The sequence below is a fragment of the Desulfoscipio sp. XC116 genome, from assembly GCF_039851975.1.
Taxonomy (GTDB): Bacteria; Bacillota; Desulfotomaculia; order Desulfotomaculales; family Desulfallaceae; genus Sporotomaculum.
In genome coordinates this window covers 899,879-920,975 of sequence record NZ_CP156660.1, presented here as the reverse complement: position 1 = coordinate 920,975, position 21,097 = coordinate 899,879, and the positions used below count along the sequence as shown (strand labels likewise).

The 21,097-nt window shown below is 44.1% G+C and carries 23 protein-coding genes; 4 read left to right on the top strand and 19 right to left on the bottom strand.

Annotated features, from left to right (window positions below; all coding sequences use genetic code 11):
• Nucleotides 1-265: 265 nt before the first annotated feature.
• The 10 genes from ABDB91_RS04215 to ABDB91_RS04170 form a co-directional block, all read right to left on the bottom strand.
• The gene (locus ABDB91_RS04215; protein ID WP_347490385.1) at nucleotides 266-1,000 is read right to left on the bottom strand and encodes an ABC transporter permease; all 735 of its coding nucleotides are present in this window, start codon (nucleotides 998-1,000) and stop codon (nucleotides 266-268) included.
• The gene (locus tag ABDB91_RS04210) at nucleotides 997-1,962 is read right to left on the bottom strand and encodes an ABC transporter ATP-binding protein (RefSeq protein WP_347490384.1); all 966 of its coding nucleotides are present in this window, start codon (nucleotides 1,960-1,962) and stop codon (nucleotides 997-999) included. Before ABDB91_RS04210 ends, ABDB91_RS04215 begins: the two co-directional genes overlap by 4 nt.
• A gap of 328 nt (nucleotides 1,963-2,290) precedes the next feature.
• A complete protein-coding gene (locus ABDB91_RS04205; RefSeq protein ID WP_347490383.1) occupies nucleotides 2,291-3,301 on the bottom strand; it encodes an ATP-binding cassette domain-containing protein in 1,011 nt (336 codons plus the stop codon).
• A 39-nt stretch (nucleotides 3,302-3,340) separates the two neighbouring features.
• A complete protein-coding gene (locus tag ABDB91_RS04200) occupies nucleotides 3,341-4,027 on the bottom strand; it encodes a GTP-binding protein (protein WP_347490382.1) in 687 nt (228 codons plus the stop codon).
• A 30-nt stretch (nucleotides 4,028-4,057) separates the two neighbouring features.
• The gene (locus ABDB91_RS04195) at nucleotides 4,058-5,083 is read right to left on the bottom strand and encodes an iron ABC transporter permease (protein WP_347490381.1); all 1,026 of its coding nucleotides are present in this window, start codon (nucleotides 5,081-5,083) and stop codon (nucleotides 4,058-4,060) included.
• A 208-nt stretch (nucleotides 5,084-5,291) separates the two neighbouring features.
• Complete coding sequence (locus tag ABDB91_RS04190; protein WP_347490380.1) at nucleotides 5,292-6,260, bottom strand: ABC transporter substrate-binding protein; 969 nt, start codon at nucleotides 6,258-6,260, stop codon at nucleotides 5,292-5,294.
• A 27-nt stretch (nucleotides 6,261-6,287) separates the two neighbouring features.
• Entirely contained in the window at nucleotides 6,288-6,884 is a 597-nt protein-coding gene (locus tag ABDB91_RS04185; protein WP_347490379.1) for a class I SAM-dependent methyltransferase, read from the bottom strand.
• A 17-nt stretch (nucleotides 6,885-6,901) separates the two neighbouring features.
• Nucleotides 6,902-7,738 carry an extracellular solute-binding protein gene (locus tag ABDB91_RS04180; RefSeq protein WP_347490378.1) on the bottom strand — a complete coding sequence of 279 codons (837 nt, stop codon included), beginning with the start codon at nucleotides 7,736-7,738 and terminating at the stop codon, nucleotides 6,902-6,904.
• Nucleotides 7,739-7,833: 95 nt separating this feature from the next.
• Entirely contained in the window at nucleotides 7,834-8,652 is an 819-nt protein-coding gene (locus tag ABDB91_RS04175; RefSeq protein ID WP_347490377.1) for an ABC transporter ATP-binding protein, read from the bottom strand.
• A 382-nt stretch (nucleotides 8,653-9,034) separates the two neighbouring features.
• On the bottom strand, nucleotides 9,035-9,376 hold the full coding sequence (locus ABDB91_RS04170) for a metalloregulator ArsR/SmtB family transcription factor (RefSeq protein ID WP_347490376.1): 342 nt from the start codon (nucleotides 9,374-9,376) through the stop codon (nucleotides 9,035-9,037).
• Between the two features lie 268 nt (nucleotides 9,377-9,644).
• On the opposite strand from ABDB91_RS04170, the gene ABDB91_RS04165 reads away from it, so the two are divergent.
• Complete coding sequence (locus tag ABDB91_RS04165) at nucleotides 9,645-10,895, top strand: serpin family protein (RefSeq protein ID WP_347490375.1); 1,251 nt, start codon at nucleotides 9,645-9,647, stop codon at nucleotides 10,893-10,895.
• A gap of 133 nt (nucleotides 10,896-11,028) precedes the next feature.
• On the opposite strand, the gene ABDB91_RS04160 is transcribed toward ABDB91_RS04165, so the two are convergent.
• A complete protein-coding gene (locus ABDB91_RS04160; protein ID WP_347490374.1) occupies nucleotides 11,029-11,304 on the bottom strand; it encodes a hypothetical protein in 276 nt (91 codons plus the stop codon).
• Between the two features lie 11 nt (nucleotides 11,305-11,315).
• Nucleotides 11,316-12,791: an AlkA N-terminal domain-containing protein gene (locus ABDB91_RS04155; RefSeq protein WP_347490373.1), complete on the bottom strand. Its 1,476-nt coding sequence runs from the start codon at nucleotides 12,789-12,791 to the stop codon at nucleotides 11,316-11,318.
• A gap of 202 nt (nucleotides 12,792-12,993) precedes the next feature.
• On the opposite strand from ABDB91_RS04155, the gene ABDB91_RS04150 reads away from it, so the two are divergent.
• Both ABDB91_RS04150 and ABDB91_RS04145 read left to right on the top strand, forming a co-directional pair.
• On the top strand, nucleotides 12,994-14,250 hold the full coding sequence (locus tag ABDB91_RS04150; RefSeq protein WP_347490372.1) for a serpin family protein: 1,257 nt from the start codon (nucleotides 12,994-12,996) through the stop codon (nucleotides 14,248-14,250).
• A gap of 159 nt (nucleotides 14,251-14,409) precedes the next feature.
• Nucleotides 14,410-14,952, top strand: coding sequence for a hydrolase (locus tag ABDB91_RS04145; protein WP_347490371.1), 543 nt, complete (start codon nucleotides 14,410-14,412; stop codon nucleotides 14,950-14,952).
• An 89-nt stretch (nucleotides 14,953-15,041) separates the two neighbouring features.
• On the opposite strand, the gene ABDB91_RS04140 is transcribed toward ABDB91_RS04145, so the two are convergent.
• The gene (locus ABDB91_RS04140; protein ID WP_347490370.1) at nucleotides 15,042-15,239 is read right to left on the bottom strand and encodes an ATP-binding cassette domain-containing protein; all 198 of its coding nucleotides are present in this window, start codon (nucleotides 15,237-15,239) and stop codon (nucleotides 15,042-15,044) included.
• Nucleotides 15,240-15,292: 53 nt separating this feature from the next.
• Between ABDB91_RS04140 and ABDB91_RS04135 the strand changes: the two genes are divergently transcribed.
• Nucleotides 15,293-15,679, top strand: a complete 387-nt coding sequence (locus ABDB91_RS04135; protein WP_347491520.1) for an S-layer homology domain-containing protein — start codon at nucleotides 15,293-15,295, stop codon at nucleotides 15,677-15,679.
• 100 nt (nucleotides 15,680-15,779) lie between these two features.
• Here ABDB91_RS04135 and ABDB91_RS04130 read toward each other — a convergent pair whose 3' ends face one another.
• The 6 genes from ABDB91_RS04130 to ABDB91_RS04105 form a co-directional block, all read right to left on the bottom strand.
• The gene (locus ABDB91_RS04130) at nucleotides 15,780-16,553 is read right to left on the bottom strand and encodes an AAA family ATPase (protein ID WP_347490369.1); all 774 of its coding nucleotides are present in this window, start codon (nucleotides 16,551-16,553) and stop codon (nucleotides 15,780-15,782) included.
• Nucleotides 16,554-16,594: 41 nt separating this feature from the next.
• The gene (locus tag ABDB91_RS04125) at nucleotides 16,595-17,134 is read right to left on the bottom strand and encodes a methylated-DNA--[protein]-cysteine S-methyltransferase (protein ID WP_347490368.1); all 540 of its coding nucleotides are present in this window, start codon (nucleotides 17,132-17,134) and stop codon (nucleotides 16,595-16,597) included.
• Between the two features lie 580 nt (nucleotides 17,135-17,714).
• Complete coding sequence (locus ABDB91_RS04120) at nucleotides 17,715-17,903, bottom strand: hypothetical protein (protein WP_347490367.1); 189 nt, start codon at nucleotides 17,901-17,903, stop codon at nucleotides 17,715-17,717.
• Between the two features lie 200 nt (nucleotides 17,904-18,103).
• Nucleotides 18,104-18,787: a nucleotidyltransferase domain-containing protein gene (locus ABDB91_RS04115; protein ID WP_347490366.1), complete on the bottom strand. Its 684-nt coding sequence runs from the start codon at nucleotides 18,785-18,787 to the stop codon at nucleotides 18,104-18,106.
• A gap of 136 nt (nucleotides 18,788-18,923) precedes the next feature.
• A complete protein-coding gene (locus ABDB91_RS04110; protein ID WP_347490365.1) occupies nucleotides 18,924-19,568 on the bottom strand; it encodes an N-acetyltransferase in 645 nt (214 codons plus the stop codon).
• A gap of 425 nt (nucleotides 19,569-19,993) precedes the next feature.
• The gene (locus ABDB91_RS04105; RefSeq protein ID WP_347490364.1) at nucleotides 19,994-21,085 is read right to left on the bottom strand and encodes a glycosyl transferase family 2; all 1,092 of its coding nucleotides are present in this window, start codon (nucleotides 21,083-21,085) and stop codon (nucleotides 19,994-19,996) included.
• Nucleotides 21,086-21,097 lie beyond the last annotated feature (12 nt).

Below are 21,097 nucleotides of genomic sequence, written 5' to 3'. Positions count from 1 at the left end.
CTTTATTTTGTCTAAAGGAGGCCATCACTTAAGTTTCGCATCCAAAGGACGTGGTCTTACAAAGATCTTTGAATGGTGTGAACCCTTATTTGCGAACTTTCTCCCATGAGTATAACGACCAGGGCGAAAATGGCACAGGTGCTTTGTAAGTTACTGTCAAAGTAATAAAGCAAATCATCATCCCCATCCTCCAACACTCCATTGTCAATCTCTATTCTTTCTTTGACTCCTTCATTTTTGAGTCAAAGAACCGTCCCCCGACTCTCTATAATATCCATTTCTTATTTATGTTGCTTAGGCTCAAAATAAATAGCAACACGGTAAATCCAATCAATGCGGCTATATCAGCCCATATATTTATTAACCCTGCATTAAGCAAGGCTTCATTTAATACATCTGTTCCATATGTCAGAGGAAGGATATAGGAAAATGGCTGCAAAAAAACAGGCAAATCATTTATCGGTATGAATAGGCCACATAAAAAAAGCATCGGAAACCGGAAAAAATTAGAGAATGTTTGCGCTTCAAATACTTCTTTAGCGGAAGTGGCAATCACTAATCCCAGCAGAGTTGAACTCACGGCAATAAGAAGAACAGCTAACAAAACGATCAGCCAGTTAACATTTGTAAAGTTAATAACAGAGGAAGAAAGCATAATAGGTATAAAAGCGTTTATAATACCAAAAAGTATTGCACCGAAGGTTTTAGCAAGCACCATTATATTAAGACTGACCGGTGCGAGCAGTAACCTGTCGAAGGAACGACCTTTACGTTCAAAAGTAATAGTGACGGCCAGCATGGAAGTCGTTCCGAATAATATACTCATTGCCATAACGCCGGGAAGAATTTCATTTATATCGACTGCTTGCTCGGATCGAATAAAAAACATAAGCGTCCAGGCCAAAGGAAAAATCAATCCCCAACTAATATTCGGGGCTTTTAGATAATAATTCTGCATATCCTTTTTTAATATGTTCCAAAAGGCAATCCATGTTTTCATTTGCGACCACCTTCCTTTTCCTTTGCCAGCTTTTTTGCTTCAATCCCAGTTATCTTTACAAAGACATCCTCCAGCGAAGGATAAACGCTCTTAGCTTCATAAACAGAAAGCCCTTTTTCTTCAAAAAAGCTTACGAGCGGCAGAATAGAAAATGGTTGATGGGCATAACAAACGCAAATGCCGTCCTGCTCTTCAAAGTTATAATCGGGAAAATGCTTCTTAAGCTCATCATCGAACGCTGCCGCGCTGCCGTTCAAAACAAAGTGCACAATGTGCCTTGCAGCCTGGGAATTTTTCAATAGTTCATTTACCGGCGCTATTTTGACAATCCGCCCGTCCACGATAAAGGCAATTCGGTCGCATAGTCGTTGCGCATCCTCAATGTAATGTGTAGTTAAAAAAATCGTTGTTCCACGCCGTTTAAGTCCAGTAACTAGTTCACGAATCTGTTTCGCACTTTCCACGTCGATACCTGTGGTTGGTTCATCCATGAAAAGCATTTTAGGCTCGTGGATAATTCCGGCAGCAATGGTGAGCTTACGTTTCATCCCTTTGGAATATGCTTTAAAAGGACGATCACCAGTTTTCCCCAAGTCAAATTCCAAAAGCAATTCACGTGCCTTTTTTTCTCTTTGCATTTTTCCCATCCCGTAAAGGGAAGCGCAAAAACAGAGATTTTCAAAGCCATTCATATCATCATATAAATTACTCTCGTCAGGCACGATCCCCATAACACGCTGCGCTAACTTTGTATTTTTTACACAGTCTATCCCTGCCAGCGTTATACTGCCGGAAGTCGGTCTTGCCAGACCGATAATCATATTTATAGTCGTTGTTTTTCCTGCGCCATTCGGCCCCAGAAACCCAAAAATTTCATCTTCTTCAACAGAAAAGGCGACATCTTTAACGGCTGTAAAATCATTGTACTTTTTTGATAAATTCGCTACTTCCAAAATATTCAATCAAATCACTTCTTTCACTTCATACAAAAAACAAAGCGATTATGCAATGAAGCAAAGATAACCGCTTTGTTTTGGCAATGTTATTTTTTCTCTGATTTGCAGGGATGTTCTTGCGTGTTGCCATGACATTTTTGAATTAGTTCTGCACTGCATTTGCCGTTTGCGGGCTTCAATTCAGGATGTTCACACCCGCACTTGTCTTTTTGATTAGTATCGCACATATGTACACCTCCATTCCGTTATGTCATTGTACTTCATTAGTAAAATAAAGGTAAACATTTAATTTAGTATTTACTTAATCAAATTATATGTAGCTTATCTGGTTCTGTCAAGAAGAAATAGGAAATTCATATTCAGTATCTTCCAGCATCTCGCCATTACGAAGCATTTCTCTGTATCGCAACAAAACATTGTCTATTTCAGTCAACCGAATCAAGCACTTTTTTTCATTTGATGTGGTTCCGATAACATTCCTGATGCCACCATTTTTGATAACGATTCTTTTATTTCCCATTAGGGCAAGGAGAGGATCATGCGTAGCAATAAGTACAATTTTATTTTGACCGACCAGAAGTTCCAACGCTTTTTTTCGGCTAATCCCCGCATTTTCGATTTCATCAATCAACACAATGGGGGACGTGCTTAAGAAGGCAGTATCCGCCACCATTAAGGCCCTGGATTGGCCGCCGCTTAAAGAAGTGAGCGGCGTATATAAATCAAATACCTCGCCGGACAAGTCATTTGCATGATCAATAATTTCCCGTGTTTTATTTTCAATATCGTCAATCATTCGGCTTTGGGCATGTAGTTTTATAAAGTCTTTGACGGAAATATCCATGACGAAATTCATGTTTTGAGATAGTTGAGCTACCAGCTTGTGCTCAATTGAAAAACGCCAATTTCCCGGCGGAACAGAACCGTCGATTAATATTTGTCTTTTGGTGGGCGTATCTCTTTGTGCCATCCACTCGATATCGGCAAGCAGTCTGCTTTTTCCGGAGCCTGTAGGACCGACAATGCAAAGTATTTCGCCCATATTTATTTTTAATTCAATTTCTTCAGTTTTACCGTTTTTATCTCTGCCGCCCAAAATAGTAATATCATGGATACTAAAGGAGCGTTCTTTTCTGATATCCTCCATTCGCTCCATAAAAGCCAGGAAGCGTTGGAGTAAGCCTTCCCGATTAACACCCATGTCTTCCAGAAATACATAGGGAAGAGAAGAGATATAATTTTTGACCGTATTGCTTAAGCTATCAATTGGCAAACCATTAATATCGAAAAACTCCTTGGAGTACGGATAAGTATCAAGTAAGTTTTTTATCGTTAAGTTCTCCAATGGAACACAATCCCTCATTTTAAATCACTTCCTTCCAACCTAATCCAGATTCATTTTTCTTATATTTCCCTTTTGCTTTTCCTTTCCAATCTGCGTTTCACCAAGACAATAGGAGCATAGAGCAGACGGCATACTTATTCTCAGTTCTTTTCCTTTCAACGTTTCAACCTGAGTGGATTTTTCTATCAATATTGCTAATTCTCCAGCTCCCTGACCTGTAATCCCGTTAACATGCAATATAATTCCATCCGGATTGGCCTGCCTGATTTTTAAAGCAAAGATCTCCCTTTCCGCCTGTGAAACAATATCTCCCTTAGTAATCACAATAATATCCGCCATCTTAAGCATGGGGCCGATTTTTTTGGGCGTGTTTATACCCATCAGGTTATCGATAACACATACTGCCGTGCATCCTTTAATATGGGGGGAACACCTATTGCACAGACCGGCGCTCTCGCTGATTAAAATATCATAAGCATGCCTGATTCCCCAATCGACGCAATCATCAATGTTACTTACAAAAAAATGATCCGGACACAAGCTGCCTGATAGCCCAACTCTGCTGTCAATGTTTTGTGCCGCGTATAGTTTATCGTCGTCGGTTGTTAGGCAGTCGAATTTCAGTACACCGATTTTAAGCTTTTTGTCCTTTAATTCCTCCATTGCTTTTAACAAAACTGAAGTTTTTCCAGAGGAGGGGGGACCGGAAATCGTGATTAATTTCATTGCAATCTCACCCCTTGATTAACAATATAATTAAAATCTTCCTTCTTTTCCTTTCCTGTATAAGAGCAACAGGAAAAATGGTGCTCCTAATACCGAGGTAATAATGCCCACCGATAATTCAACCGGTTGAAAAATAGTTCTTGCAACTGTATCCGATAAGATAAGCAAAATAGCTCCCAGTATTGCCGATAATGGGACGAGATAACGATGATCATTGCCAATTAAAAGTCTTGCCGAATGAGGGGCAATCAGGCCCACAAAGCCGATTGTTCCAGCGACACTCACGGCACTGCCCGCTAAAACAGCCGAAGTAAGCATGATGATAATTCTATATAAACGAATTGGCAAACCGACACTGCTGGCTACTTCATCGCCCAATCCAAAAAGGTTCACTTTCGGGCTGATAAACAGCGCCGCCGTCAAGGCGATAAGACTGTATGGCCAAATCGTGCTCACCGCCGTCCAGCTTCGGCCCGAGAGACTGCCAAGTAACCAGGAATAGGTTACTTCCAATATATCACTGTTAATCATCATCAAAGCTGAAGTTACCGCACTTAGCAGACTGGAAACCGCAATACCGGCTAAAATGATATATATGGTACCGGAACTCCCCGAGGTTGTAGAAAGCATGTAAATTAGCAATACTGCCAGCAAAGCACCAAAAAAAGAAGCAGGCGGAATCATGCCGATTTTTCCGGGCAATATAGTCATAATAATCACGGCGGCTAACCCGGCTCCCGCATTGACGCCAATGATGTTGGGAGAAGCCATTGGGTTGCGTAAAATGCCTTGCAGTAAAACACCCGCAACCGCCAAATTCATTCCGACAAATACTCCGGTAAAAACTCTGGGCATTCGCACATTAAAGATTACTTGATTAGCTAGACTTCCTTGCAGCTCTCCTTTCAGTAAACTTATTATTTCATGCGCAGAGAATTGTATTGTGCCGGTTACTATGCTAAAAAAAGTTACAAATACCAGAAAGACCGCCGCTATCAATATAACTGTCAATCGGTATGCTTTTAGATGAGTGGGAGGCTTTTCGATTTTATTCAAACGGATAAGTCACCTCGTTCACTTACAGTTTATAATGGTTGGAATATTTTGCTGCGCCATCAATTGCGGCCTTGAAATAATGTGGAACGAGAGGAGATGCAATCCCATCGTTCCACAGATTCTTAAATGGTATTTATTTACCACTTGCTGTTAAGATGGTTTCTGCTGTCGTTCAAATCCTCTCTGAATCTGTTCATCCGGAATTAAACTATTTAGCGGTTTTTAAAACCGCTTCCGCCGTTGCCTTGACCATCATTTCAGGGGTTGACCTATTTGGGTTAACGGAAAATGGAAGGATTAAAAGTTGATTTTTCTTCGCGGCATCCAGCGCCGCCCACTGAGAATCGCTTTTGAATTTTTTCAAGATCGCTTTATTGTTTTCGGCATCTTTACTAGGTGTCATAATAAAAACGAGATCCGGATTGCTTGCTATAATCGTTTCAACATCAAAGGGGACAAAAGAAGATTTTTTTGCGTTTGGAAGATTATCGGGTACAATATTATCAATTCCCAACAGAGTAAGCATCGAACCATAAGAAGAAGCATTTTGAGCCGCAACGATGGTGTCACCGTCCTGTATAACAATCCCGGTTTTAATATCCGTTTTAGAGGCTATCTTCTCTTTTAATTCATTCGCAGCAGTATATACCGACTGTACATATTGTTCGGCTACGTCTTCTTTATTTAGCAACTTACCAATGTACGCCGTCACTTCCACTACAGGAATATCACCGACCTTATCCGGATCAAAATAATAAACGGCTGCCCCTGATTGCTCCAGTTCTTCCTTAAGCGCGGCATGGAATCTGCTGCTTGCAATAATGAAATCGGGTTGAAGCGTGTAAACTGCTTCAATGTTTACACTGGATGCCGTTCCGACAGAGGGCAGTGCCATGCCTTCTTCCGTAACTTTGTAGTCATCAACTTTTCCGACCGGTGTAATGCCAATATTAAAAAGTGCCTGCATGGCGGCGGAAGTCAGCGCCAATATTTTTTGGGGATTTTCCGGAATCGTTACCTCACGACCAAGTTCGTCCGTAACGGTGTTTTTTGCCTGTACGCCCGAAGATTGCTCCGGGGACGGGGACTGCGAAGGGGAATTGCTGCCGCAACCGGCAAGCCCCATCGTTATCATCATGATTGCAGCTAAAGCGAATGCTGTTATGCGAAATTTCATTGTTTTATCCCTCCTTATGGATGTTTTTTATTTTTTAATTTCAACCCAACGGCCGCTGCCGGCTTCTCCATCTGTAAAAATCCGATAGTTTGGCAGTTCAGCTTTCTCAACAATTGCTTTAAATTCTTCAAGGTTTGGTCTTTTCTCGTTTCTTTGAATTAGCCCCTGTTTGAGAGCTTTCTGCAATCTTGCCCGCATACTTGCGGGAAGGTATCTTCCCAAACCTCCACCGACTATTGCAACGCCGCCCGGCTTTAAAATCCTATAAATTTCCCGCAGCCCTTTTTCCGGCTCCTTCCAGAACCAAATCGAACCTCTGCTCATGATAAAATCGGCAAAATTGTCTTCCATCGGAAGGGCTTGAACATCGGCTTTAATGAACTCCACCTCATTGTCAACGTCCAAGGCTTCAAAATTCTTTTTTGCCAAATCTAAGGATTCCTGACTAACATCCAAAAAAACAATTTTCATATCGGTGATCTTGGCCATTTCCATTCCCAGCCAACCGGGTCCAACGCCGACGTCCACAGCGATTCCTTTACTGAGATTATAATCGTCTACAAATTGTTGGATCAGGAGCGGATACATAGGCTGCAACTTTGCATAGTTATCAGATTTAAGCATTTTTATCTCCCCTTTCTTTACACAGAAAATTTGTCAAACTCTGAAACGGCTTTTATGTAGGCGTCCCAACCTTGCCAGCTTGTCAACTGCTGGTTATAGGCAACCGTGTCACATATTGGAATATCCTTGCGTACCGGCCAAGCGCCCTGTTCAGACAGATAACGTTGCATTTCCTCACCTATCAGCAAATCCGCAAGGGCGGTTAACCTTTCATCCGTACCTTTTTTCCATACAAGCACCTGTGGGAGAAGGATATATCCTTCTTTAGGAGCATTAATCGCGATTTTCCTACCTTGTGCCATCGCAGCAAAAGAGGAATTAGTTATAGCCATATCGTATTCTCCCGAAGCTACCGCTTTAACCACGTTGGCCGGAGAACCCTCATATACGACTTTCTTCTCAAATGCCGGAAACTGCTCAGGGAATTTTGCCTTTAAAAATGCTCCGACTGCCCTGCACAATGGTTTATCCCGGTCGGGAAAGATGATTTTGTATTTCTCATTAAACAGGTCAGCCCATGAGCGTTTTAGCTCATGCTCCTTTATTTTTTCCGTGTTATAGATCATGGCCAAAGGCGTTACGGAGATTGGATAAAAGATTCCCTGCGGGTCTATCAGCATGCTCAATTCTTCCCGTACAGGATTTTCTTTTAAATACCGGCTGGATAGATCAGAGAACAAACCAACTTCTGATCGGTTCTCTAATGCCGCGAATTCCGTAGCATGAGTTACTATCACATCGGGGACGATTCCCTTTTCAATCGCCGAAGCCAGCCATTCTTCGCTACAGTCCGATGTGTACTCCGGATCATGAGGTGTGTAAAGTGCGACTTTATCACCGATTTTTTCTTCCAATGCCCAAAGGTTATCCTTGATATAATCCGTCATTCGTCCACGCATATTAACCGGAGTGTGAACCATAAAGCGTACCAATTAGATCATCCTCTCTCTTATTTTATTTGTACTTTTTCAAGCGAAGTGCTCAATAAGTTGTCATGTACACCCGCCGGAACAACTACATTGCGACAACATCTTTTGAACCTGCAAATATGCGCACATACTCCATACACATCTCTAATAGACTGTTCTGTAACTACCTGCTCACTAGCTCCTGCCCGATAAACATGTCCGTTTTTTAAAAGATATACATAATCAGATATTTCGATAGCATGATTAATGTCATGGAAAACTGCAATAATAGTTTTTTGGAAAGTGTCTTTTAAATCTTTTATTGTTCGAAGAAGTTCACATTGGTATTTTAAGTCCATATATGTAACTGGTTCGTCCAGTAAAATAATCGGTGTATTTTGAGCAAGAACCATAGCAATCCAAACTCGTTGTTTTTCTCCGCCCGACAACATTTCCACCAATCGGTGCGTCAAATGACCGATATGCATGTAGTCTATAGCCCATGCAATTTTTTCCTGATCTTCCTGTGTATTTATCCATCCGGAGCGGTGGTAAGGGGCTCTGCCCATAGAAATCAGTTCATAAACAGTTACGCCTTGCAATCGCTCATGAGCTTGTGGAAGAAAGGCTATTTTTCTTGAGATTTCTTTTGGCCCCAAAGTTCCTATAGGCTTATCAAACAAAAATACCGAATTGCTTTTTACAGGAATCAAGCCGCATAAACAACGCAGCAATGTCGATTTCCCCGAACCGTTCGGACCAATCAGTGAAATAACCTGGCCTTCTTCCGCTATGAAATTTACATTGTTTAAAATATTTCGCTTACCATAGCTAAAACAAAGGGCTTTTGCAATTAGCACTTTAATTCACCAACCTATCCATTAGATATCTTGAGTGATTACCTTGAGTGATTACCTCTAAATAGCAAATACTCATTGTATTTTTGATAGTTAGACATGGCTAACCAATGTTTTAAAAATCTACCACATGAATAGGTATAGTAGTCAAATTTTTGTATCATTGGATTTAATAATATAGTGAAATAGTGTGTACCAAATTATTTCATTCACCAATTCACTGGTTAGAATGGCCTAACTTTTTGTCTTAACTTAATCCTTATCTAATTAACCAACAGACAAAAAGTGATATTGAGATTCATTATCAACAAAAAGTCAAAAAAAATTAGCTCCCTGGTTAATATGCTTAATCTATCAGCAAAACCCAACTTATATTTAAAAAGCTTTATCCTTTGCTACACTGACATTGGCATACACATTCACCAGTTTGTTCACGCTGGCATCCACCCTCATTCGTTTTTGACGCAGCTTCAATTATTTTTTCACCCACCTGCTTTAGAAGAGATCTGTTTACAACATAATGCGTATAATAACCTCTTTTTTCTCCTGTAACCAAGCCGATTTTCCTTAACGCTTGAAGATGTTGGGAAACAGCCGGTTTAGATATATTAATTTGTTGGGCCAGACCCCCAACGCATAGATCATGGCTTAATAAAATATTTATAATTTTGAATCTGGATTCGTCCGAAATTGCTTTTAATACCTCATAATATTGTTCCATCTCCATTTTTTGCCCCTTTCCAGATAAGCGGAGGCTAAATTGAAGTATAATACACTTAATTATGCTTGTCAACAGCTTATCTAAATAATTGTAAAATCAAACTGGTACCATATCAATTTCCGGCATATGTTAAAATTATCTCTTCTTTGTATCTACTTTAAAATCTCCAAATCTTTTTTTTATCAGGCTCAGTGAAGATCATTACCATAGGAACAACTACCCTGAAATTTTCGTCCAATGACTAATGAATAAATTATTTGAAAGGAGCAGCAATATGAAAAAACGAATGATCGCGGGAGTGTTTGGTTTTATGCTGTTGGCTTCCACGCTGTTTTTTCTCTCCGACCGCGGGGTATCCGCACAGGCCGCGGACCTGATGTCCGGCGTGAAGGCCAATACCGTAAACACTGCTGTTGTGGATCTGACCGGCGACGACTCCGGGGCAATTGCGAACTTTGCCGTAAAACTGTTGCAAAACAGCGCGGTTCCCGAAGAAAACACCCTTGTCTCTCCCCTTTCCGTGTTATGCGCCCTCGCCATGACGGCCAACGGCGCCGAGGGCGCAACGCTGGCGCAGATGGAGGATGCATTCGGCCTTCACGTTCCGGAGCTCAACGACTACCTGCACACTTACCTGCAGAACCTGCCGTCGGGCGATAAGTATAAGGTGAGTGTCGCCGATTCTATTTGGTTTAGAGACGACAAAAACCTGACGGTGAAAAAGGATTTTCTCCAGACAAACGCCGATTATTACAGCGCTTCCATCTACAAAGCGGCTTTTGATGAAACCACGCTAAAGGATATCAACGCCTGGGTTAGCGACAACACGGACGGCATGATTGAAAACATCCTCGACGAGATCCCGAACGGAGCCATTATGTATCTCATCAACGCCCTGGCCTTCGACGCCGAGTGGGCGAATATCTACAGCGAAGATCAGGTAAGGGACGGCGCTTTCACGACGGAGTCCGGGGCAACCCGGGACGTGGAGATGATGTATAGCAGCGAGCACCGCTACCTGGAGGACGGCAACGCCACAGGCTTTGTCAAGTATTACGCCGACCGGAGATACGCCTTTGCCGCCCTGTTGCCGAACGAGGGCGTCTCCGTTGCCGATTATATCGCTTCCCTTACCGGCGACGGACTTATGAGCACCCTCAACAACGCGCAGAATGTCGCGGTAGAAACCGCGATCCCCAAGTTCGAAAGCGAATACGCTGTGGAGATGAACGATATTCTCAAAGCTATGGGCATAACGGATGCTTTCGATGCGGATAGCGCCGATTTTACAGGAATTGTCGAATCCGCGGGCAATATCTTTATCAGCCGGGTGCTCCATAAGACCCACATCGCCGTGGATGAAAAGGGCACCAAGGCGGGCGCGGCCACCGCGGTGGAAATGAAGCTGACCGGTGCATTGTTGGATAAACCCCCAACAGTACACCTGGACCGGCCGTTTGTTTACCTGCTCATCGACTGCGATACAAATCTGCCCATCTTCATCGGCACTGTAACGGATCTATAACGGATCTAGATCAATGACCACCACATTAAGCTAGCGGCAGCGCGGCTAAGCCAGCGCGCCGCCGCCGGCCTAGCCTTCGGCAAAAGAATCCAGAGTCAAAGAACCGTCCCCTGACTCTCCCCTGACTCTGTCTCTATTTGGTTCTCAAGCCCGCAATGGTTTCGAGAAACTCACCGCCAATGGGAGCTAACGGCAATTCGGAAACGTCAGGCTTTTTACCGGCAAAATAACTGTCCAAGTACTTTTTCACAGCGTTAAAAACCGGCATAGCGTCATTTTCCATCATTGCTTCGGGTATGGTATTGCCGTGGTACTTCTGCCCCTCTATCCACAAACCAACGAGACTTTCACCGTCACTTGCTAACGTAAGCAGACCTACAGACGAAGGATAAGTTGTTGAGTAGTACATTTTTAGTTCTCCTAATTCCGCGTTTGCAATGAATTCCAAAGGTTGATTGTCGCATAGCTGCGCCAGGGCCGCCACGCTTCTGCCATTTCAAGCAATTCCTTTGCTGAATGGGGTTCAAGCGCCTTTTTCACGCCAACATCTGTTTCAAGGAAGGCATCAGGCCATTCCATTGTTCGCATTGCAATGTATTGGGCTGTCCAGCTTCCGATACCCGGAATAGCCAACAGCTTTTTCATTTCTATTTCCGGCTGGGCGCAAAGACCAAAATCAATTTTTCCCTGCTCCGATGACTTTGCCAATTCATAGATACTTCTTGCCCGCGCCGCAATAATACCCAAGGGACCAAGATGGTTTTCGATCGGCCCCTCTAAAGCAAGTATATCTTCGGGCGAGGGGAAAACATGGGTTAATCCCTCAATGCCGGTTTGGATAGGCGTACCGTAAGCGTTAACCAACCTTGCCGCTAACGTACTCGCTGCTTTCACGGTAATTTGCTGTCCCAAAACCGCCCTAACCGCCATTTCAAAAGCATTAAAGCTGCCGGGCAGGCGAGTCCCCGGAACGCAAAGGCCGGGACGGATATTGTTCATTGGCGCAAGCGTTTCATATACCGCTTCCGGGTCACAATATAAATCGAATAGCTGACGCACCTTTGCCAATACTTGCGGCAACACCGGCAACAGCCTTTCGCTCACTGTAACTATTAAGGTATTCTTTTCCGGCTTATTGCCTACCCGCAGCCAACCATATACATGTTTTTGGTCTGCATCTACCAAATGCACGGTACGCAAATATTCGCCGCCTTTGATAACCTCCACTCCGGAGATTGCACGCCCAGCAAGAAAAGCCAGCATTTCTTCCCAGCGATAAGGCGGACGGTAACCCAAAGCTAAAGTTATATTGCTGCTTTGTTTCTTTTCTTCCGACATTCTTTTGCGCAAGATTGTAGGTGAAAGCTGGTAATGCTTTTTGAAAAGGTCATTAAAGCGGCGCAAGCTGCCAAATCCGGCAGTCATTGCAACTTCGAGCACGGGCAAGTTTGTGTCCATAAGTAGATTTTTTGCAAAAAGCAATCGGCATGTTTGGAGATATTGTATCGGCGACACGTTATATTCTGCCTTAAACACACGCCGTAAATGCCGGTCCGTGCAGCCAAGCCGCCCGGCGAGCTCATCTAAACTCCGGCCGCTTCCGCAGTTTTCCTCTAACATTCTTGCCGCACGATGAACCAAAGCAACAGTAGCGTCAGTTATTGACAAACCAGGTGCAAGTTCCGGCCTGCATAAAAGGCATGGCCGGTATCCCGCTTGTTCAGCTTCCGCCGCCGTGGAATAATAGGTACAGTTTTCAGCTTTCGGCTGCTTTGCTCGACACACCGGACGACAGTATATTCCCGTGGTCGATATGCCTACAAAGAAACGGCCGTCAAAACGTGCGTCCTTTGCCTTGAATGCGGCATATAGGCCGGTACTATCAGTTGCTAACATTTTCTCGCCCCTTTGTTAGAGCTCTAATTATTATAACAGATCCTCTACAAAAATCCGGCTATTTTCGGACATGTGTTTATTTTTGCCACGGCAGGCAAGATTGTCTTTATCAGATCAATGAAAATTATTACCATAGAGGAACAACTTCCCCGGAATTTTCGTCCAATGACTAATGAATAAATTATTTGAAAGGAGCAGCAATATGAAAAAACGAATGATCGCGGGAGTGTTTGGTTTTATGCTGCTGGCTTCCACGCTGTTTTTTCTCTCCGACCGCGGGGTATCCGCACAGGCCGCGGACCTGATGTCCGGCGTGAAGGCCAATACCGTAAACGCTGCTGTTGTGGATTTGGCCGGCGGCGACTCCGGGGCAATTGCGAACTTTGCCGTAAAACTGTTGCAGAACAGCGCGGTTCCCGAAGAAAACACCCTTGTCTCTCCCCTTTCCGTGTTATGCGCCCTCGCCATGACGGCCAACGGCGCCGAGGGCGCAACGCTGGCGCAGATGGAGGATGCATTCGGCCTTCACGTTCCGGAGCTCAACGACTACCTGCACACTTACCTGCAGAACCTGCCGTCGGGCGATAAGTATAAGGTGAGTGTCGCCGATTCTATTTGGTTTAGAGACGACAAAAACCTGACGGTGAAAAAGGATTTTCTCCAGACAAACGCCGATTATTACAGCGCTTCCATCTACAAAGCGGCTTTTGATGAAACCACGCTAAAGGATATCAACGCCTGGGTTAGCGACAACACGGACGGCATGATTGAAAACATCCTCGACGAGATCCCGAACGGAGCCATTATGTATCTCATCAACGCCCTGGCCTTCGACGCCGAGTGGGCGAATATCTACAGCGAAGATCAGGTAAGGGACGGCGCTTTCACGACGGAGTCCGGGGCAACCCGGGACGTGGAGATGATGTATAACACCGAGCACCGCTACCTGGAGGACGGCAATGCCACAGGCTTTGTCAAATACTACGCCGACCGGAGATACGCCTTTGCCGCCCTGCTGCCGAACGAGGGCGTCTCCGTTGCCGATTATATCGCTTCCCTTACCGGCGACGGACTTATGAGCACCCTCAACAACGCGCAGGATGTCGCGGTAGAAACCGCGATCCCCAAGTTCGAAAGCGAATACGCTGTGGAGATGAACGATATTCTCAAAGCTATGGGCATAACGGATGCTTTCGATGCGGATAGCGCCGATTTTACAGGAATTAGTGAACCTGTGAATGGTAATATCTTTATCAGCCGGGTGCTCCACAAGACCTACATCGCCGTGGATGAAAAAGGCACCAAGGCGGGCGCGGCCACCGCGGTGGAAATGCTATGTGGAAGTGCATTGTTGGATGAACCCCCAACAGTATACCTGGACCGGCCGTTTGTTTACCTGCTCATCGACTGCGATACAAATCTGCCCATCTTTATCGGCACTGTAACGGATATAGATTAGTAACCACCGTATTAAACGCGACGGCGCGGCTAAGCCAGCGCGCCGCCGCCGGAAGCTTGGCGAGTCAGGAGTCAGGGGACGGTTCTTCGACTCAGAATAAACGACTCCAAGAACCGTCCCCTGACTTTTTAGTTATTCAAGTCAAGAGGGGGATGCCCGATGTTGCTTATGGATAAAACCGCCTTGTTGATTATAGATATACAAGGGTTACTGGCCCGAACAGTATATGAATCCCATCTAATCTATGCTAATTGGCAAAAACTGATTAAGGCAGCCCAGCTTTTTAAACTCCCCATTATCCTGGTGGAACAGAATTCTAATGGACTGGGAAGGACAATTCCTGAACTGCGTGGATTGTTGGGAGATCTACCTCCGATACAAAAAATGACCTTCAATGCCTGCTTAAACGAAGAATTTTTGCACAGGCTTAAGGAAACAAAACGAGAGCAGCTTCTTGTAGCAGGTATTGAGGCCCATGTCTGTGTTTATCAAACTGTTAGCGGCCTTCTAAAAGAGTCGTCTTACCAGGTCCATGTAGCATCTGATGCCGTATCCTCACGTACCGCATGGAATCGAGACATGGCTTTGAAACGAATGCGAGAGTTGGGTGCGGTCATTACTACGACCAAGATGGCCTTGTTTGAAATCATGCACACCTCGGAAGGAGAACTGTTTAGGCAGTTTATTAAAATCGTAAAATAAGGGATGCTCAAGTTGGCTGTTTTTTTATAAACATCATCCCCTTTAAACAGCAAGGAATAATCCAGCTTCCGAAACTGTAGCTCCTTCATCTAAAGCATTATCAAGAATACTGGCGTCACCCTGCAGATTATTAAGTTTCCGGGCAAAATAGCCGATTTTAACCGCAGGGTTGATGGCACTGTGCCACTGCAGTCTTTATCCCAGCCGCATATTGTTTTAAACAAGGTTGTCTTGCCAACACCGTTTTCTCCAATTAATGCAATCTTATCTCCCCCTGATATTCTCAAGCACGGTTTTCCCGTTATGGGATAGACGGGTTCTTTATTATTTGTAGCGCGTACTGCTAATTCTTGCAGTATACTTAAATTTTACAGATGCCGGAGCCACCTATTATACCGGTTATCTGGCGGCGGCAAAGCGGTTAAATATAGCGGGCGGCGTGGGAAACAATATGTTTGCCCCAGACAAAGAAATCACCCGTCAGGAAATGTTAACCCTATTGCACAATGCATTGAAGGCCATTGGGAGACTGCCGGAAGGAACAGCCGGTAAACCGTTGTCCGCTTTCACGGATGCAGATGAAATTGCTCCCTGGGCCAAAGAAGCCATAACACTGCTGGTGGAAACCGGAACCATCGGTGGAAATGAAAGCAAACTTTCTCCCATGGGTATAACGACCAGGGCGGAAATGGCGCAGGTGCTTTATAAGTTACTGTCAAAGCAATAAAGCGTGTGATAACAAAATCCTCCCAGGGCGACTAAAAAACAATTAACCGAGGATGGATTTATTATCTATCCTCGGTTTCTTCTCTCCTTCTTTGACTCCTTCATTTTGAGTCAGAGAACCGTCCCCCGACTCCCGCTTGTCGTAGTATTTTATCCACCGCCTGCAGTGAAATCGCTTTATCAGGCAAGTCAAAGAGCGGTTTACCTATAATATCCTGTTGAAATATTAAGTCATCTAGTGGAATATCTCCAATTAGCTGTAACCCTGTTTGAGCAATTTCATCAGCCAGAGACTTTAGGCTATTTTCAACCGTATGAGTAACTATCAAATAAATCTTATCAACATCAGCCTGTAATCCCCGGATCAAGTCATGAACTCGTCCGGCTGAGCGAATTCCACGACCTGAGGAATCACTAACAACAAACATGATATCAATGTGGGGAATTGTCAGCCGGCTAATATGCTCCATTCCAGCTTCAGAATCAATTATCACAAAATCATAATTATTACCAAGTGTCTCCAAATACATCCGCAAAATGTTATTAGGATAACAATAACAACCGAAACCTTGCGGAGCACCCATAGTTAGAAAATCAAAGCCGGGAGTTTTAAGCAGGCATTGATCCAGTCTATTAAAAAAAGATGCTTTGGAAGTTTCGTCCTGAGAAGCCTTTATATTCTTGTTTTCCTCTAAAACTTCGGAAATAGTAGAAGTGACCGTTATTCCCAATGTTTCATTTAAATTTGCATTAGGATCAGCATCGACAGCCAAAATGGAAATTTCTTTTTCACGTATTATTTGTCTTAACATCAAAGTTATAAAGGTTGTTTTCCCTACGCCACCCTTTCCAGCTACAGCAACATATTTTGTCAAACTAAAACCTCCTTGTTAATTGTCCCCTTAGTCTACGGTTATCAGAGCGCAGTACCTTTTTGGGGCGAGAACAGGAGGGACATGTCAACACCCTCCAACTCAAGCAGTTTTTTCTTTATGCCAATGCCACCGGCATACCCCGTCAAGCTGCCGTTAGACCCTACAACCCGGTGGCAGGGAATTATAATTGAAATGGGATTGTGGCCGACAGCCCCGCCCACTGCTTGACTGGACATACTTTCCTTGTTCATTTTTACGACCATTTTTTTCGCAATGTCGCCATAAGTGATAACTTCACCGTAGGGGATCGCACGTAAAATGCTCCATACTCCATGACGAAACTCGCTGCCAATGGGCGCTAACGGCAATTCGGAAACGTCAGGCTTTGCACCGGCAAAATAACTGTCCAACCACTTTTTTACAGCGTTAAAAACCGGCATAGCGTCCTTCTCCGTCATTGCTTCGGGTATGGTATCGCCGTGGTACTTCTGCCCCTCTATCCACAAACCAACGAGACTTTCACCGTCACTTGCTAACGTAAGCAGACCTACAGACGAAGGATAAGTTGTTGAGTAATACATCTTTAAACCTCCTAATTTCCACGCTTGCAGTGAGTTCCAAAGGTTGATTGTCACATAGCTGCGCCAGGGCCGCCATGCTTCCGTCATTTCAAGCAATTCCTTTGCTGAATGGGGTTCAAACGCCTTTTTCACACCAACATCTGTTGCAAGGAAAGCATCAGGCCATTCCATTATTCGCATTGCAATGTATTGGGCTGTCCAGCTTCCGCCGCCGTGGAATAAAAGGTACAGTTTTCGGCTTGCGGCTGTTTTGTTCGACACACCGGACGACAGTATATTCCCCTGGCCGATATGCCTTCAAAAAAACGGCCGTCAAAACGTGTGTCCTCTGCGTTGAATGCGGCCATATAGGCCGATGTTATCAATCGCTAACATTTTCTCGCCTCTTTGTTTGAGCTTGAATTATTATAACATATCTTCTATAAAAATCCGGCTATTTCCTGACATGTGTTTATTTTTGCCGCCGTTTGTTTACCTGCTCATCGACTGCGATACGAATCTGCCCATCTTCATCGGCACTGTAACGGATCTATAACGGATCTAGATCAATGACCACCATATTAAGCTGGCGGCGGCGCGGCTAAGCCAGCGCGCCGCCACGCCCCGGCTTAGTCTTCGGCAAAAGGCCATGGGTTAATATCTGTGTTACTGTCATACCACCAACAGTACCTTCAAAAAGGAAATCAAGTACTCCATCTGAAGCATAATTAATATACTCAGCAACTTTCGAACAATCCTTTTTTTGAGCATCGCGATATTTAATATTCATACAACCCCCCCCTAAAATATAGAGGCAATTACAATACCTTAATGGTGCCGTCTAATGCCCATTTGTTCTTTCAATCCCCATTTTAGGCTTTCATATTCTCCGGCAACATTGAGATGTTTCTGTAAATAGTCCCGAAAATAGAGTTCACCCCAATATCCCGAATGCTTAATATGACATCTAATGAGTTCCTGTTTTTTCGCTCAATTCAACTCAGTCTTATACTTAATAATCAACCCCGCTGCCCAATTGAACAACAGTTCGGAAAATCGTTCAAACTCCGTCCGCGCCATATCGGGTTGCTTTTTGATCGTCATACCGGTCTGCAAAATCTCCCGTTCCTGCGGTTGCAGCAAGGGGATAAGCTCGGCCTTCTGCTTTACGTAAGTTCCCGTTTGGTCGTAATAGACCGCCTGTACAGTAAAAGCGGCTGATTTATAAAGGGCCTTCAATATCTCCGCGTTCTTCTCATGCACCATATTGTGACCGCACATGTGGTAGATATTGCAGGCCCCGATTCGGATGGCGCGACGAATATCCTCTTTGCCGATCAGCGACAGCAGAAAGTCAATGCTTCCGAAAACCGGGGTGGTGTCATGGTAGAACTGGAACAGATCGGAGCGTTCCCAATTCAGCAGCTCCTGCCGGCCGGAGATAAACCCGCAGACTTTCTCCCGGTGCGGAAGCGTGTCCAGCATAGTGCCGTATGCCTTCAAATCTCCCGGAGTGACCTGCTCCAGTATGACAACCGCGTCAATGTCGCTGCCGTCTGTCGCTTCGTCCCGTCCATAACTTCCCTGAAGCCCGGCAAACAGCAGGCGAGAACCGAACAAAGCTTTCAGCCCGTCCAAATATCCTTTCATCCAAGTGTTTATATTAAAATCCATTCTTTGCTCCTTTGGATTGGTTTTATAATCCCTCCGCTAAACCGGAACTTGTACGCTTCTCATTATGTTCATTATAGAAAGTGGCTTGCTCGTTAAATTAAAAGTTGTAGCTTATCCTTATACCACTAAAGAAAACTCACTGTATAATAGAATGGCTGTGAATATAAAATTCTTCCTGACTTGGCTTGTATTTTTTCTCCAGGCTTTCCAGACCCTCGTCAAAGCGCCCAGCTTCTTGTTCATCTATCTCAAATACAGGACTTTGATGGTAAACCCATTTTCTTCCGTCCAAGACATCTGGTCTGAGTTCTTTTACCATCATTGCCGCCGGATATGTCCCATTTTCAAGACAGACATTGTACTTTTTGCAACTCTTAAAACCGCGGCTTACATAATTATTCGGATTTCCAAATATTACAATCGCATCATAATCAAGTGCGGCCGCCTGTTCAAAGGAATACTCCATTAGTTTTTTTCCATATCCCTTTCTCTGATATTCCGGCAAAATGCAAACTGGGCCGAAAGTAAGAATGTCTTTTTCTTCCCCAGACTCATCAATTAGTTTTGTTTTCGTATACATAATATTCCCGATGATCTGATTATCAACTTCAATCACCAGATCCAACTCCGGCAGAAAGTCTTTGTGGGATCGCATAACATGAACTAAATAGTGTTCAATGCACCCCGGAATATATAAATTCCAAAAAGCTTTCCTTGTGATCTCTTCCACTCTCTCATAATCTGTTTCTTCTTCATTCCTAATCTTAATCATTTTGTTCATTTATAAACCTCCGATAATTTACCTAAGACCAATTTTTGTGCTTTTTATTATGGCTATCTGCTCAATAAATTCCTGCCTTATAAATAATATAACTTTCTTTAGTTTCTAAAGCCAGCCCATTTAAATCTACATGTAAAGCGCTGGATTATAATTATTTATCCATCTTAGGAATCTATTCGGTTGCTCTATCACCGCAACTAATTAAACGCATACATTTAATGCGAGCTTGACCATCGGGTAGGCGGCGTTTGCCCTGTTATGTATTGTAGCCTGTCCGCCAACCAGGCTCCAATACAAGCTCTCCGGTTTAACAGTAGGACTAAAAAATTAAGGAGCCTTGCTGGTTGTACAGCATGATTCGCCCTGGCCGACGGGTCTGTGCACGGTTATATTCGTTGTGCCACCGGCCCCGCGGAACAAGCATTCTACATGGAAGCCGAGATACTTCCTTTTATTATTTCATAATTTCTTTTTAACCTCTCATCATGCGGATTCATATCCAGTGCAATTTTTGCATATTCCATTGCTTCTTTTTGCAAGCCTATATAATAACAAGCCAGCGCGCCCAGGTCATATATCGTATAGTCCCAGCACCAGGCATCATTTATATGAGTCGACTTCTCCTTTATTTTTAACGCGTCTTTTACCATGTGGTAAATGCCCGCCCAATCTTTTTGCTCATACATAAGTTTGGCCATTTCAACATACGGCTCTCTTACATGTGGTGTCTCCGCAATTGATTTATAAAGCCAACTTTTAGCCTCAATATAATTATTTTGTGCTTTGTAGGCCCGAGCGATAAACCGCATGGATGCGCCTCTTTCCTCTTTCCAGTGCGAGTTTGGCAATGAGATATGCTTACGCAGGGTTTCTATACATTGATTCCACATACCGGAGAACATATATTCCCGGCCAAGATAATGGTAGCTCCTGGGATCGTCGGGCCTTTCCGCAACGGCCAGTTCAAGCAGGGGCAGGTAAGAACTCCTGTCTTTGCTACTGTCCGGATAATGCCGAAGCCTCACATCAGGGCACCATACATGTTTTTCCTCCCCCTTGCCGGTGAAATACAGACATTCGTGGACCGGGTTAAACCACCGATAGCCCTTTCTGGCATGGATCCGGTCATAATAGAATGTAACACCGGGCGTGCCGTCCGGATTAAAGCTCCAGGTGTAATGGTACCTGGCTCTGGTGGTCCCGTTAATCCAGGCATTTTCAAGACTTTTACGCCAGCCTGTTTCAAAAACTTCATCAAGATCGGTGCTTACACATATATCCATGTCCTCAGGAATTTGCGCCAGACATGAGTTTCTAGCTCTGTCAAACCGCCAGGGCTTGATAATATCAATGTGGACTGTTGTGCCCCTTTGTTTCAGCTTTTCCACCGTGTCATCCGTAGAACCCGTGTCGGTCACTATGATACAATCAGCTTCGCTCATTGAGTCCATCCACCGGTCAACGAACTGCGCTTCATTCTTACACACTGCATAGACACATATTTTTAGCTTTTTCATGATGCCGGCCCC

Excerpts from the sequence above, each read along its gene's own strand:
- ABDB91_RS04105 (WP_347490364.1), bottom strand. The coding sequence starts at position 21,085 with ATGAAAAAGCTAAAAATATGTGTCTATGCAGTGTGTAAGAATGAAGCG.
- ABDB91_RS04215 (WP_347490385.1), bottom strand. The coding sequence starts at position 1,000 with ATGAAAACATGGATTGCCTTTTGGAACATATTAAAAAAGGATATGCAG.
- ABDB91_RS04190 (WP_347490380.1), bottom strand. The coding sequence starts at position 6,260 with ATGAAATTTCGCATAACAGCATTCGCTTTAGCTGCAATCATGATGATA.
- ABDB91_RS04120 (WP_347490367.1), bottom strand. The coding sequence starts at position 17,903 with ATGAATATTAAATATCGCGATGCTCAAAAAAAGGATTGTTCGAAAGTT.
- ABDB91_RS04160 (WP_347490374.1), bottom strand. The coding sequence starts at position 11,304 with ATGTACTACTCAACAACTTATCCTTCGTCTGTAGGTCTGCTTACGTTA.
- ABDB91_RS04200 (WP_347490382.1), bottom strand. The coding sequence starts at position 4,027 with ATGAAATTAATCACGATTTCCGGTCCCCCCTCCTCTGGAAAAACTTCA.
- ABDB91_RS04110 (WP_347490365.1), bottom strand. The coding sequence starts at position 19,568 with ATGAACAAAATGATTAAGATTAGGAATGAAGAAGAAACAGATTATGAG.
- ABDB91_RS04170 (WP_347490376.1), bottom strand. The coding sequence starts at position 9,376 with ATGGAGATGGAACAATATTATGAGGTATTAAAAGCAATTTCGGACGAA.
- ABDB91_RS04125 (WP_347490368.1), bottom strand. The coding sequence starts at position 17,134 with ATGTATTACTCAACAACTTATCCTTCGTCTGTAGGTCTGCTTACGTTA.
- ABDB91_RS04145 (WP_347490371.1), top strand. The coding sequence starts at position 14,410 with ATGTTGCTTATGGATAAAACCGCCTTGTTGATTATAGATATACAAGGG.
- ABDB91_RS04115 (WP_347490366.1), bottom strand. The coding sequence starts at position 18,787 with ATGGATTTTAATATAAACACTTGGATGAAAGGATATTTGGACGGGCTG.
- ABDB91_RS04185 (WP_347490379.1), bottom strand. The coding sequence starts at position 6,884 with ATGCTTAAATCTGATAACTATGCAAAGTTGCAGCCTATGTATCCGCTC.
- ABDB91_RS04150 (WP_347490372.1), top strand. The coding sequence starts at position 12,994 with ATGAAAAAACGAATGATCGCGGGAGTGTTTGGTTTTATGCTGCTGGCT.
- ABDB91_RS04155 (WP_347490373.1), bottom strand. The coding sequence starts at position 12,791 with ATGTTAGCAACTGATAGTACCGGCCTATATGCCGCATTCAAGGCAAAG.
- ABDB91_RS04165 (WP_347490375.1), top strand. The coding sequence starts at position 9,645 with ATGAAAAAACGAATGATCGCGGGAGTGTTTGGTTTTATGCTGTTGGCT.